General features: G+C 56.1%; 9 protein-coding genes, 1 tRNA gene and 1 CRISPR repeat array (1 of these 11 only partly in view). Of the genes, 4 read left to right on the top strand and 6 right to left on the bottom strand.

Annotated elements, in window-relative coordinates:
* Positions 1-89: 89 nt before the first annotated feature.
* The 3 genes from aceE to D9V82_RS05475 all read left to right on the top strand — a co-directional run bounded on the left by aceE (position 90) and on the right by D9V82_RS05475 (position 4,072).
* On the top strand, positions 90-2,834 hold the full coding sequence (gene aceE, locus D9V82_RS05465; RefSeq protein ID WP_121911417.1) for a pyruvate dehydrogenase (acetyl-transferring), homodimeric type: 2,745 nt from the start codon (positions 90-92) through the stop codon (positions 2,832-2,834).
* 153 nt (positions 2,835-2,987) lie between these two features.
* Positions 2,988-3,287 carry an acyl carrier protein gene (locus D9V82_RS05470; RefSeq protein WP_121911418.1) on the top strand — a complete coding sequence of 100 codons (300 nt, stop codon included), beginning with the start codon at positions 2,988-2,990 and terminating at the stop codon, positions 3,285-3,287.
* Positions 3,284-4,072 (top strand): HAD-IIA family hydrolase, encoded by a 789-nt coding sequence (locus D9V82_RS05475; protein ID WP_121911419.1) that lies wholly within the window; start codon positions 3,284-3,286, stop codon positions 4,070-4,072. Before D9V82_RS05470 ends, D9V82_RS05475 begins: the two co-directional genes overlap by 4 nt.
* 92 nt (positions 4,073-4,164) lie before the next feature.
* Here D9V82_RS05475 and D9V82_RS05480 read toward each other — a convergent pair whose 3' ends face one another.
* Both D9V82_RS05480 and D9V82_RS05485 read right to left on the bottom strand, forming a co-directional pair.
* Complete coding sequence (locus D9V82_RS05480; RefSeq protein ID WP_121911420.1) at positions 4,165-4,578, bottom strand: hypothetical protein; 414 nt, start codon at positions 4,576-4,578, stop codon at positions 4,165-4,167.
* 802 nt (positions 4,579-5,380) lie between these two features.
* Positions 5,381-6,175, bottom strand: a complete 795-nt coding sequence (locus D9V82_RS05485; protein WP_121911421.1) for a serine hydrolase domain-containing protein — start codon at positions 6,173-6,175, stop codon at positions 5,381-5,383.
* Positions 6,176-6,321: 146 nt separating this feature from the next.
* Between D9V82_RS05485 and D9V82_RS05490 the strand changes: the two genes are divergently transcribed.
* Positions 6,322-8,022 (top strand): alkaline phosphatase D family protein, encoded by a 1,701-nt coding sequence (locus tag D9V82_RS05490; RefSeq protein ID WP_234456839.1) that lies wholly within the window; start codon positions 6,322-6,324, stop codon positions 8,020-8,022.
* Between the two features lie 122 nt (positions 8,023-8,144).
* Here the strand turns inward: D9V82_RS05490 and D9V82_RS05495 are convergent, their stop codons facing one another.
* The 4 genes from D9V82_RS05495 to D9V82_RS05510 form a co-directional block, all read right to left on the bottom strand.
* Positions 8,145-9,233 (bottom strand): alkene reductase, encoded by a 1,089-nt coding sequence (locus D9V82_RS05495; protein WP_121911422.1) that lies wholly within the window; start codon positions 9,231-9,233, stop codon positions 8,145-8,147.
* 192 nt (positions 9,234-9,425) lie between these two features.
* Positions 9,426-10,991: a mechanosensitive ion channel family protein gene (locus tag D9V82_RS05500; RefSeq protein ID WP_121911423.1), complete on the bottom strand. Its 1,566-nt coding sequence runs from the start codon at positions 10,989-10,991 to the stop codon at positions 9,426-9,428.
* Positions 10,992-11,097: 106 nt separating this feature from the next.
* A complete protein-coding gene (locus tag D9V82_RS05505) occupies positions 11,098-12,153 on the bottom strand; it encodes a trimeric intracellular cation channel family protein (protein WP_121911451.1) in 1,056 nt (351 codons plus the stop codon).
* A gap of 458 nt (positions 12,154-12,611) precedes the next feature.
* Positions 12,612-12,685 (bottom strand) — tRNA-Ile (locus tag D9V82_RS05510).
* Positions 12,686-13,087: 402 nt separating this feature from the next.
* A CRISPR array of direct repeats spans positions 13,088-13,289; the repeat unit is 28 nt; unit sequence GGCTCATCCCCGCTCACGCGGGGAGCAC; it runs 436 nt beyond the window's last position.

Here is a 13,289-nt window from a genome sequence, read left to right on the forward strand (position 1 = left end):
GTGTTTTATCCGGACTAGACTCCCACTCACGATCAGGGAACGCGTATCGTAGGAGTTAAACTTTGCAGACCCTAAATTAGGAGGTTTACATGGCCGAGACGGACCCCGCCAAGGGCGATTCCAACTTTCCCCTTATCCGCGATGGTGTTGCATCGTACCTTCACGATAGCGACCCAGAAGAAACTCGCGAGTGGATGGATTCCCTCGATGGTCTGCTAGACCATTCAGATCACGAACGCGCACGCTACCTGATGCTGCGCCTTCTGGAGCGCGCCACCGCTAAACGCGTGGAGCTCCCTTCGTTGACGTCGACGGACTTCGTCAACACCATTCCCACCGACATGGAGCCGGAATTTCCTGGCGATGAGGAGCTAGAAAAGCGCTACCGACGTTGGATCCGCTGGAACGCTGCCATCATGGTGCACCGCGCGCAACGCCCCGGCATTGGCGTCGGTGGGCATATCTCCACCTATGCGGGTGCCGCCCCACTCTACGAAGTCGGACTCAACCACTTCTTTAAAGGCAAAGACGATCCTTCAGGCGGCGATCAGGTCTTCTTCCAGGGCCACGCCTCCCCAGGAATGTACGCCCGCGCCTACATGGAAGGTCGCCTCTCTGAGGAGGATCTCGACGGCTTCCGTCAAGAAGTCTCCTTAGGTGAAGGCAAGGGTCTGCCTTCTTATCCGCACCCGCGCCTGATGCCATGGTTCTGGGAATTCCCCACCGTCTCCATGGGTCTAGGGCCAGTCAACGCTATTTACCAAGCACGCTTCAATAAGTACCTAGAAACCCGCGGCATCAAGGACACCTCAAAGCAGCACGTCTGGGCTTTCCTGGGCGATGGCGAGATGGACGAGCCAGAATCCCGCGGCCTGCTGCAGACTGCTGCGTTGTACGAGCTGGATAACCTCACTTTCGTAATCAACTGCAACCTGCAGCGTCTCGACGGCCCAGTGCGCGGTAACACCCAGATCATTCAGGAACTAGAGTCTTTCTTCCGCGGCGCTGGCTGGGACGTCATCAAGGTCATTTGGGGCCGCGGTTGGGACAAGCTGCTGGAAAAGGACACCGAAGGTGCCCTCGTCAACGTAATGAATGCCACCTCAGACGGTGATTATCAGACCTTCAAGGCTAACGACGGCGCCTATGTGCGCGAGCACTTCTTCGGCCGCGATGAGCGCACCGCTAAGCTGGTAGAAGACATCACCGATGAAGAGATTTGGGCGCTACGTCGCGGTGGCCACGACTACCGCAAGGTCTATGCAGCGTACGCTCGCGCCCTGGAGAACAAGGGCTCGGGCAAGCCGACCGTCATCTTGGCCCACACCATTAAGGGCTACGGCTTGGGCCACAACTTCGAAGGCCGCAACGCTACCCACCAAATGAAAAAGCTGACGCTGGAGGATATCAAGAACTTCCGCGACAAGCAGGAGATCCCATTCTCTGATGAAGAGCTAGAAAAGGACCCATACCTGCCACCGTACTACCACCCGGGTAAGGATTCTCCGGAAATTAAGTACATGCTGGAGCGCCGTAAAGAACTCGGCGGCTTCCTCCCTGAGCGCCGCGCGGACTTCACTCCGCTGGAAGCACCTGCTTTGGACAAGCTGCGCTCCGTACGCAAGGGTTCTGGCAAGCAGGAAGTCGCTACCACCATGGCCTTGGTGCGCACTTTCAAGGAAGTCATGCGCAATAAGGAACTAGGCAAGCGAATCGTGCCCATCATCCCGGATGAGGCCCGTACCTTCGGTATGGACTCCTGGTTCCCCACCATGAAGATTTGGAACCCGCGCGGTCAGAACTATGTGCCGGTGGACCACGACCTGATGTTGTCCTACCGCGAGGCCGCCGATGGCCAGATCATGCACGAGGGCATTTCTGAAGCCGGTGCGGCGGCATCTTTTACCGCCGCCGCAACCTCGTATGCCACCCAGGGCGAGGCCATGATTCCGCTGTACATCTTCTACTCGATGTTCGGGTTCCAGCGCACTGGCGATGCCTTCTGGGCCGCCGGCGACCAGCTGGGCCGCGGCTTTATCATCGGCGCTACCGCCGGCCGTACCACCCTAACTGGTGAGGGCCTCCAGCACATGGACGGCCACTCGCCTATCCTGGCAGGCACCAACCCGGCAGTCATTTCTTACGACCCGGCCTTCGGCTTTGAAATTGCGCATCTTGTAGCGCGCGGTATCGAGCGCATGTACGGCAAGGACAGCGAGCCGGTCATGTACTATCTCACCGTGTACAACGAGCCAGTCCGTCAACCGGCTGAGCCGGAGGACTTGGACGTGGAAGGCCTGCACAAGGGTATCTACCACTTCAATACCGCTGAGAATGGCTCTATCCCGGCTAATATCCTGGCTTCGGGTGTCGGCATGCACGAGGCTCTTCGCGCTCAAGAGATTCTGGCTGAAGACTACGATGTCAGGACCTCATTGTTCTCCGTGACCTCTTGGAACGAACTAGCCCGCGACGGTGCCCGCCGCAATAAGGAGGCGTTGCGCAAAGGTGAGGAGCCCTCCGAGGCATTCGCTACCTCCCAGCTCAAGGACTTCGAAGGCCCATTCGTCGGTGTCTCGGACTTCACCACCGAGTTGCAGGAGCAGATTCGTCCCTACGTCCCTGGTACCTACATCACGTTGGGGGCAGACGGCTTCGGCTTCTCCGATACGCGCGAGGGCGCTCGCCGCTTCTTCAATATTGACGCGGAATCGATCATCGTCGCCGTGCTCGATGGTCTTGCTCGGGAAGGCAAGATTGATCGCTCCGTCGTAGAAAAGGCAGCCTCCGAACTGAAGTTGGATGACCCGACTGCACCTAATAGCGGCGAGTAACCCCTCCTACACGTCCACAACAAAGATATAACTCAGGCGCTTCCGGCTTAGTGCTGGAAGCGCCTGAAATATTTTTAAACCCTCACCTTCTCCCCGATACCGCCTGTCCGTATTTCCCTATGCAGCGGGCTGATCACTACTACACTGAGCACTATGGCAAATGACCTCAGTGCCCAATTACAGGCAAAGTTCCAGGGTTCTGCTCCGGATAAGGACCAAAAACCGGATCAGGATACGTTGGGCGAACTCATCGCTCTCATCGTCAAAGTCACCGCTACAGAGGCTGAACTTGGCAGAGACACTGCGCTCTCGGATGTTGGTGTTGAATCCCTCGAGCTTATAGAGCTTACCGTACGTGCAGAGGAGCTTTTTAAGGTGCGCCTTACTGAGGAAACAATGCTTAACTGCGACACCATCGGCGATATCGCTGACTATTTGGAGGACCACCAATGATTTCTTACCTATCCGACATGGACGGCGTACTCATTAAGGAAGGGGAAATGATCCCCGGTGCCGATAAATTCATTCAGGCGCTAAAAGATAACAATATTGAATACATGGTGCTAACTAACAACTCCATGTCCACCCCGCGCGACTTGGCAGCACGCCTGCGCAATACCGGCCTGGATATCCCGGCCGAGCGCATCTGGACCTCCGCCACAGCGACGGCCAATTTCTTGGCTACCCAAGCCAGCTCCAGCAAAGCCTACGTCGTGGGAGAGTCCGGCCTGACCACCGCGCTCCATGAGGCCGGTTGGATCCTCACCAACGACGACGCAGACTTCGTGGTACTTGGAGAAACCCGCACCTACTCCTTTGAGGCCATTACCACAGCTATCAACCTCATCCGCAACGGTGCCCGTTTCATAGCCACCAACCCGGATGTTACGGGACCTGCTCCCGAGGGCGTCCTCCCGGCGACCGGCGCGGTAGCCGCATTGATCACCGCCGCTACCCACCGCGAGCCCTACTACGTAGGAAAGCCCAATCCAGTCATGATGCGCTCAGCGCTCAACCACATAGGCGCGCACTCTGAAAACACCGTCATGATTGGTGACCGCATGGATACCGATGTAAAGGCGGGCTTAGAAGCAGGTATGCGCTCGATTTTGGTGCGCTCCGGCATTTCAGACGATCGCGAAATCTCCCGCTACCCTTACCGTCCGACCGCTATATTCAAATCGGTGGCAGAACTCCCGGAAAGGATCATGGATCCTTTCGCCGACGAAGAATCTTAAACGATGCCCCCGCCGCGCGACCTAAGTCGTGCGGCTGCGCACATGCGGATTCGCTCGACCCCATTGCTTTCGAGCCGACTAACTCATGCGTTTTAGCTAAAGCACACGGTGGCACTAAAACCATAGCGCTGGGCAAGGTAAGATACCGCGCTATCCAACGCCGCAAGTTCCATCTCAGTTCCAGTAAGCACCTGACGACAGCCAATGCCAACGTTTTTCGCCCCGATGCCCGCGGCTGCACCGTAGACGAGCGCCTCCATAGAGATCTCGTCGCGGTACCACCGAGTGCACCACAGAGCGGTCAGCAGATCATCTCCTGGGACGATGAACTCCGATTCGGTGCGAATGCACCGATCCATAGCTCGCTCTACTTCTGGGCGCAGCGAGCGCGGCATCCCAGAAATTTTCAGCACACCTGTAACAACGACGGCCGCACCGTTGCGGCTGGGCCACGCGTAATTGGAGGCTGACTGATGAGCCGGGACTGTAGTAACGCAAGTATTCATAGCCGATTTCTCCCTCGACAAACCAGCACTGCGGACCTACACGCGTGGTGTGCGCCGCAATGCAAGACGAGCTTCGTCTTCCCCTACGAACTGTCTATTGCGTCTGCGCACAATTTTCCCGAGTCACACAACCCTCTTCAACCCTCAACTTTCACTTCAACCCCCAAGTCCTCAACCTGAACTCGAAGTCTAAACTGTGGCTAAAGTTGTTGAAGGAATTAAAGTTACAAAAGTGAAATTTGAGAGATGTACCCTGAATCTGTTCGTCCCGAAGCAACTTTTTAGCAAGAGCCACCCACAAGGCGGATACCAGCAGAAACACTTACTCAATAGTGCTCATCCCCTGACACCTCGGCCGAAAACTACCCCACTTCCCATAGAAGCAAAGCTCTTCATGAGTCACTATTGGTAAACCCATAGCGGGGGTAGCGGGGCACCGCGCCCAACCTCGTCCCCTGCTTTAAAAAAGACGCACAGCACCATCGGCGGAGAGATCGATATACATTTATTTTGTTTAAGAAATAGATTGACACGATCCTCACACGCCGCCTATACTGTGATGAATTCAAACAATCCGGTTTGAATTCCCTCCCTACTCAAAGGACTTTCCTATGTTTGACCTTTCTTCTGCTTTCGGATTCCAGGTTCTCTCCCTCGTTGACGGCATCTTCACCCAGTTCGCCATGTTCATCGAAGGCCTTGGTCTGCCGGTATTCTAAAAAGAGCAGCTTTAAGCTCCCCACTCCACTGGAATGGGGAGCTTTTCCCGTTTTCCTATCAAGGAAAATCTACGATGGAGTACTTACAGCGCCTGCCAGATCTTCGTATTGGTTTCATTCCACAGCGGCTTTGTCCAGTCACCAAATTCTCGGTCAGTTAATGCCACCATGGCGTAGTCTCCGGCCAACCAGAGAAAGGTTCCGGACATGCCGAAGTGGCCGGTGGCATCGGTAGGCAAGGCTCCCATCCAGTGGTCTTTTTCACCGCGAATTTCAAATCCAAGCCCCCAGGTGCAATCCTTAAAGCTTCCGTAGCCGGGCACGATTCCGCGCAAACCAGCAAAATGAACACGGCGCATATCGGCCACAGTGCTGGGGTGCAGGATCTGCGGGTTTTGGACCTCGGCCGCAAATGCCGCGAGATCCTGCGCGGTAGAGACCAAGCCGTGCCCAGCCGAACCCTCTAAACGGGTGGAGGACATTCCCAGCGGCTCGCACACACCTTCACGGAGGTACTCCGCAAACTCGATGTCAGTGGCATCTTCAACGATATCTGCTGCCCACTCATATCCGGCGGAAGAATAAATGCGTCGCTCGCCTACAGGCTTTTGCTGGGCGCGAGAATCGAATTTTACTCCCGCAGCATGAGCTAGCAGGTGTTCGAGTGTGGAGCCTTCCGGACCAGCAGCCTGGTGCAAATCCACCGCGCCTTCTTCCACGGCCAACAGCACTGCGTAAGCCGACACCAGCTTGGTAACGGAAGCGACCGGAAATTGGTGCGACGTATCGCCTACCGTGTCTATAACCTCGCCACAGTGGATCAACGCTCCGGCCACAGTATCTACGGGCCATTGACTTATCTGCTGCAATTCGCTCATAGCTTTCAGTCTACTGTTCATCATGGCCCCTAAATGCGGCGTCCTGGTTGGTACGGAAGTAAACCCGTGGTTACTGAAAAGGGAATTTTTGGTGTAATGTGGCGTGAGCGGTTGCAGACCCTTCCAATCCTAGAAAACTTATGAATATGACTAGCATGAATCACAGCGCCCAAACAGAGATGTCTAATGTCAACCGCCGCAAATTCCTCAAAACTAGCGGCACGGTCGGCGCCGCATTAGCGTTCACCACCACTGCGAGCACAACGCAGGCCACCACTGCTCATGCACAAAGCAGCCTATCTTCACGCCCAGAACCACAGATGATAGAGCCCGCGCCCGGTGAACATCCCTTCCTGCACGGAGTAGCGTCGGGTGATCCTATTCCAGATTCCGTTGTTCTGTGGACTCGTGTGACGCCAGATCTGGATGCGATGCCTGGCTCTGGTGCGGGTGCGCCCACCACAGTGGTATGGGAGATTGCGCGGGATGAGGAGTTTAGGGACATCATCAAGCGCGGCGAAGTAACCACCGATCCTGCACAGGACCACACGGTCCACGTGGATCCTCACGGCCTTGAACCAGAAACCGTGTATTACTTCCGCTTTCATGCCCTAGATAGGATCTCCCCCGTGGGCCGCACCAAAACTGCACCAGCGGTGACTGCATCCCCAAAGGAGCTAACCTTCGGTGTAGCCAGCTGTGCCAACTGGGAGTCCGGCTTCTTTCAAGCCTACGGCGATATCGCACAGCGCGGACGGTCAGGTCAACTAGATTATTTGGTCTTTCTGGGAGACTATATCTACGAATACCCACAACGCGAATACGCCGGTTTTGGTCCAGTGCGTCTACACCACCCCGCGCACGAGATTACGACTCTGGAAGATTATCGCACGCGCCTAGGTCGCTACCGTACCGATGAAAATCTCCAAGCGGCGCATGCTGCCCTGCCGTGGATCGCAGTATGGGACGACCACGAAACCGCAAATGATTCTTGGAGGGAAGGCGCCGAAAACCACACGGAGGGAGAAGAAGGCACCTGGATCGATCGCCGAAACGCCGCGATGCAAGCCTACTTTGAATGGATGCCGGTGCGTGCAAGCAACCCATCCAATAACGGCCATCTCTACCGGAGTTTGACCTTTGGGGATCTCGTAGAACTGACCATGATGGATCTGCGCACTTACCGCGATAAAAAGGTGACCTTCGGCCCTATCAAGATGTCTGCAGATGGGCGAAGTATGCTCGGCTCGGAGCAATACGAGTGGTTGGTCAATAAGATCGATACCTCTGCCGCCACATGGAATATGCTGGGCAACTCCGTCATGTTCTCGCCTATGAACCTGGCTACCCTGCAGCATAACGACACGCTAGCCCCTATATCGTCCTGTCTATCGTCCAATATCACCGGTATTCCGGTCAATGGCGACCAATGGGATGGCTACTCAGCAGAACGCCGGATGCTAATCGATGTTCTTGCCAAGAGCGAGTCCCACGCCCTCTTTGTTACCGGCGATATCCACTCCGAATGGGCACACAATGTAAGCAAGGATGGGCACACCTTCGGAGCCGAAATGGTTTGCTCGTCTATCTCTGCCCCCAATATCAACGAACAGCTTCGCCTTCCCGAGGGCAACAGGCTCTCCAAGTTGGCTGAGCGCTACCTTTTGGAGGCAAACCCGCATACACGCCACGTGGACCTCGATCACCACGGATATAGCTATGTCACAATCCGTCCGGATTCTGCGGAAATGCACTGGCTGCGCGTCGAAGATCTCCTCAACCCCTCCGCACCAGTAAACGAAGCCGTCACGCTAACATGGCGTCCGAATGAGGGGTTTAGCTCTTAAATATTTAGTGGGCAGTTGTTAACTCCTGCACGTTCGAGACAAAAAGTGAAATAGCCCCTTTGGGATATTTCACTCTCTATCACTCGCGTGCTCTTTCCCGCCTACGTGCCGCGGACTACGCGTTAGTCCACGGCAGTTTCATAATCAATGTAGCCGCGCTCGCCACCATCATAGAAGGTAGCCTGATCCGGCTCATTAAGGGCCAGACCTTCTTGCCACCGGCGCACCAAATCCGGGTTAGCAATGAACTGACGACCCACTACAACGGCATCCACGTAGTCTAATTCCAGCTCGCGCTCGGCATCTTCCTTAGTAGTAACCGTGCTGAAACCATCATTCATCAGTACCTTGGTTTTTCCATTAGCGCGAGCCTTCTTTGCCAGGGCCGAGATGAGATCGCCTTCCGGCTGGGCGTGCAGGAAGGATACATAAGCTAGGTTCAATGGGGCGATGGCGTCCAGCAGGCCGCCGTAGGTGGCCACCATGTCTGCCTCGTCGTCTTCAACAATGCCTTGCACGAGGTGGGCCGGGGAGAGGCGCACGCCCACACGGTCAGCACCAATTTCATCTGCGACAGCACGAATTACCATCTCAGGCAGGCGCCAGCGGTTTTCGGGGCTGCCACCAAATTCGTCGTCGCGCTGATTAGCAGACGATGCCATGAATTCGTGTAGCAGGTAGCCATTAGCATTGTGAATCTCTACACCGTCAACGCCCGCGTCGACGGCGCGGCGTGCGGCGGCGCGGAATTCCTCGACGATGCGCGGGAGCTGATCGACTTCGAGTGCGCGCGGTACCGGTGCGTCCATCTTTCCAGCAAAGCCGCGAACTTGGCCGTCCCAGTCCAATGCACTGGGCGCCTCTGCCCGGGCACCATTAATAAGATCCGGGTGGCTGGTGCGCCCGCCGTGCATGATCTGCATGAACAGGACGCCGCCTTCTTCGTGCACTTTGTCGGCCACCTCGCGCCAACCGGCCGCCTGCTCGTCATCGACGATGCCCGCCTGACCCGGAAACGCGCGGTTCGTCCATGCTGGGAAGGTTCCCTCGGTCACCACGAGCCCGGCGCTAGCGCGCTGGGAATAATACTGTTTGTGAAGCTCGCTGGGCACACCGCTGTGACCTGCGCGCTGACGAGTCAGCGGTGCCATGGTCACGCGGTTATTCAACGTATAACGGCCAAGTTCCAAAGGCGTAAACAATGATGTCATGTCTACTAAAACAGCTCGCGATTCAAATTTGTTCCACCTTTCGCCACATTTCCTTTAAGTCCGCGGCTAGATGCTGGTTTAAGTGCTATATACCAACCCGAGGAACTCGGTCGAATCTGGACTGGCCGCCTCGAGGTAATCGGCGGCCCTCCTAGTACCTACTGGGGTTCTGCAGGAATCTTGGGCTGCTGACTATTCGCTGACCCCGCTATTTCCGTCAGCGCCTTGGCCTCCATCTCCATCTCCTTGGGCATCGCCAGAATCGCCGTTTGAGGCAGCTGGCCCGTCCTGATTGCTGCCGTGCCCGTCTCCGGAATTTGGAGTCGAAATGGGTTCCTGGCTGGGTTGGCTAGGAACAGTCGCCGTATTGGTGGTTGTCGGTGTTGAGTCAGCGTCCGCCGGTTCAGTTGGGGTGCCAGTGGTTAGTGGGGCGTCCGTAGGCAAAGTCCCTTCAGATTCCGTCGGTTCCGCAGAAGAAGATTGCGTATCCCGATCCTTCCAATAAGCCGGCGATAGCCAACCTGCCTCCCCATTCTCTGGGTTGCTTGCCGCTAGGATGAGCAAACCAACGACGAGGAGGGCCGCCATAAGACCGGTGGTAGAGGCACGCACGCGCCCGCCGATGGTAGCAATCTTTTGGAATTGCGTATTGGTCTGGATCGTGCGCCAGATCTTTCGGCGCGACTCCTCGGCTTCATCAGGGCCATCTTCGCCCCTATCATCCGTCACTGCTTGCTTTTCAAGCTTAGTCTCAGCCAGCTCGACTTCCTCTGGGACCAGTTCCTGGTCTGCTGTGGGGTCATCCACTGGCGTATTGGAACGGGCGCCTTCGCCGGCAATGAAAGCGTCTTGAGTAGACTGCGCCGCAGCATGCTTTGCGGCCGTTGGTTTTTTCTTTTTCAGTTCCTGTAGCTCATCAAAATCGATGGCGGAACCATAGTGATCCCAGAATTCCGAGAGCAACGCCGAACGAATGGCGCGCTCAACCGACCACTGGCGAGCGGGATTAACCGTCACCATAACGCGGTAGCCCACCTGCCACGGCTGGCCGGCAACCTGCGGGGTTACCAATTGCGTGGCGGGAAGGACTGTAAGTTCGCCGGCAACATCAACGGAGATCTCCGGGGATTGAATAGCTTGCTCTGAAATCTCCTTGACGCGGCGCGTAATCTCCGGCAGGGTTTCGCCTTCGTGCACTGGGACGTTGATATTGACCACCGCACGGGACCATTCCTTAGAATAGTTCGTCACCACGCCCGCCGAACTATTGGGGATAATCACCAGCTCACCGGTAGGTGTGCGCACCTTCGTAGTGCGCAGGGTCAGCATCACCACATCGCCTTCCACCCCGGGAATCCCGGCAAAGGAGACGTAGTCACCTACACCAAATTGCTTTTCCGTGAGGATGAAAAATCCGGAAAGAAAATCCGAAATCACGGACTGTGCGCCAAAACCAACCGCCGCAGAAACTATCGTCGCAGGCACCGCAGCACCCAGGGCCGGAACGCCGAGGTTAGTCAGTGCGGCCGCAACCAATAGGAAGTAAGCAACAGCTTGGACGATGTAGACCAATGCCCCAGTCAGCGCCAGCCGCGCCTTGGTGGCTTCTTCTTGCTCATCCAAATTATGTTCGATGATCCGGATAGCTAGGCGCCCCATGCGGGGCAGAAGAATGCCGATTATCACGAACGCGATAAGCGGCAAGCCGTGGTCAACGATGAGGCCCCACAGCTCAAAAAAGTAAAACCTCAAATTCATGGTTCAAGGATATGGCACGTCGCTGAAAAATTGATGCCAGTTTCCTACCAGAAATCCGAACTCAGATGCTTATTGGAGGGGCATCGGCAAGCAGAGGCCTAAGGGCCTAGTCACGCGATTGGTAGCGGTCCATCAGGCGGTCAATCAACTCATCCGTAAGCTTGTCATCCTCTAAAATCGTATCGAGCAGCCGCTGGGATTCTTCGCTGGAGGTCTGCTCCTCTTCCTCATAGGAATCGCCACTAAAGTCCACGCCAAAGTCCATATCCTCGGACTCGCCTGAGACACTGCTCAACTGGTCAACATCCGATTCGAAGGACTGCAAAAACTCGCTGGCTTCTTCCGCCGCATCCTGGCGGCGCTTGCCGGAACGTACTTCCTTTTCGATGCGTCGCTGAAGCGCCTCTTCCATCTGGCGATGCCGCCAGGAACGCACGCGGTGGGGCTCCAGCTTGCGCCCAACGGCCCGGCCCTTGTTCTCTGCCTTCTTCGCCAGAACCTTAACCTGCGCAGCCGTATCATTAATCGGCGCCCACTCTTGGTTCGCGGGTACCCGCCAACCGGCCCAAATGCCCAACAGTGCCAAGAAAATCGAGACCAGCGGACCGACAATCATGCCGACCGCCAACATATCGAAGTGGTTTCCCAACAGCACAATCACCGCACAAGCAATGGCTGGAATCACCGTGGGCTGATTATCACCAAAGACCGCTGGCTCGCGCCCCATGGCAATATCGCGAATCATGGAACCGCCGGTTGCGGTAAAGACACCCATCATGATGCACGGAATCGGCGGCAGCCCATAAGTAATAGCCTTCACGGCGCCGGTGCCGGCCCACAGGCCAGAGACCACAGCATCACCATGTGCCTGGATATAATCCCAGGTCTTTCCCTTAAAGTAAACAAAGCGCGCGATTAACGCGCCTGTGAAGGCCAGATACAGATACTCTGGCTCGCTCATCGCCGCCACGGTGCCGCGATTGATGAGCACATCGCGCACCATGCCCCCGCCCAAGGAGGAAAACATCGCAATAAAGAAAAACCCGATGATATCGTACCCCCGTTTGCGGGCGATGGTGCCGCCGATAATTCCCATCAGCAATACACCGCTGACATCGGACCAGCGATAGAGGGACTCAATGAGCGGATCTACTTCTGCCATGCCGTTTATTAGACTGCACAGCTCGCCCGCACGCAATTCGACTGCCCCAATGCACGGCGGTGCTGCATTTTCCTGTTTTTCCTTTTCTATCTCCTCCCCCACATTCGCCATGGAAAAATGTCGTGCTCTTGCCGGCGTTCTTACGGGCAGGATGCTCATCTATCCCTGCAAACCAAGGATCTAACTTCGTCGGCACCGCACCCCAGTCCCAGCTAAGACACTGACACAACTGCCGACGCCGATAAGGAACCGTCTGTGCCTATGCCCTAGACGCTTATAGGAAGGTGATGGATGCCACGTATCGGCTCGATTCTCGCGATTCGTCCACTGCAGATCCCAGAAGACACAACTATTGACACTCGCATCGAGTTGACCGTCTAGCCATCTTTCCTGAGCGCGTGGGCGCCCAAAACTAAGAAGGAGACGCCAGCACTGCTTGCCGACGCCTCCTTCTACCGTGGGGCCACCGGGGCTCGAACCCGGGACCGACGGATTATGAGTCCGGAGCTCTAACCGACTGAGCTATAGCCCCACGCGGGATTCATGTCGTAGACTACGACATCCCGCTCTCAAAAGACTAGTCAATTGCTCGCGAAAGACCAATTCTCGGTCCTACGAGAAACAACTCTTGCTGGTTAGTCACGCCTTTTCACTTCGAACGGAGCCGCCGGAACAATTCGGCTTAGCTCAAACGCGAACCAAAATTCACATCGATGAAGTTGCGTCGCACGGTTTTCTACTTGAGCCAAGTGTCACAGGCATAGGACAGTATCAGTCGAACATGGCGTTCAATGCTGCGGCTGCAGCCGACGGTGGAGCATCAGCAGGAATGAATACCGTTCTCATCAGTCAAGCGACGAACCTGTTTGCTGGATGGCCTTCCGATATCTTGATTACTAAGCCCAGCAGTAGATTCGGGCTACCAAAACAAGGTGATTTATCCCCGCTCACGCGGGGATCACCTCTCTCATCATGGCCCGTGTTACCCCGCTTAGGGCTCATCCCCGCTCACGCGGGGAGCACGATGTCGGCGTTCCCGTATACGTCATCGCGGACGGCTCATCCCCGCTCACGCGGGGAGCACCTGGTTCTATTGCAGAGACTTTAAGCGATTAGCGGCTCATCCCCGCTCACGC

It is taken from the genome of Corynebacterium macginleyi, from assembly GCF_003688935.1.
Lineage (GTDB): Bacteria > Actinomycetota > Actinomycetes > Mycobacteriales > Mycobacteriaceae > Corynebacterium > Corynebacterium macginleyi.

Excerpts from the sequence above, each read along its gene's own strand:
- aceE (WP_121911417.1), top strand. The coding sequence starts at position 90 with ATGGCCGAGACGGACCCCGCCAAGGGCGATTCCAACTTTCCCCTTATC.
- D9V82_RS05470 (WP_121911418.1), top strand. The coding sequence starts at position 2,988 with ATGGCAAATGACCTCAGTGCCCAATTACAGGCAAAGTTCCAGGGTTCT.
- D9V82_RS05475 (WP_121911419.1), top strand. The coding sequence starts at position 3,284 with ATGATTTCTTACCTATCCGACATGGACGGCGTACTCATTAAGGAAGGG.
- D9V82_RS05480 (WP_121911420.1), bottom strand. The coding sequence starts at position 4,578 with ATGAATACTTGCGTTACTACAGTCCCGGCTCATCAGTCAGCCTCCAAT.
- D9V82_RS05485 (WP_121911421.1), bottom strand. The coding sequence starts at position 6,175 with ATGAGCGAATTGCAGCAGATAAGTCAATGGCCCGTAGATACTGTGGCC.
- D9V82_RS05490 (WP_234456839.1), top strand. The coding sequence starts at position 6,322 with ATGACTAGCATGAATCACAGCGCCCAAACAGAGATGTCTAATGTCAAC.
- D9V82_RS05495 (WP_121911422.1), bottom strand. The coding sequence starts at position 9,233 with ATGACATCATTGTTTACGCCTTTGGAACTTGGCCGTTATACGTTGAAT.
- D9V82_RS05500 (WP_121911423.1), bottom strand. The coding sequence starts at position 10,991 with ATGAATTTGAGGTTTTACTTTTTTGAGCTGTGGGGCCTCATCGTTGAC.
- D9V82_RS05505 (WP_121911451.1), bottom strand. The coding sequence starts at position 12,153 with ATGGCAGAAGTAGATCCGCTCATTGAGTCCCTCTATCGCTGGTCCGAT.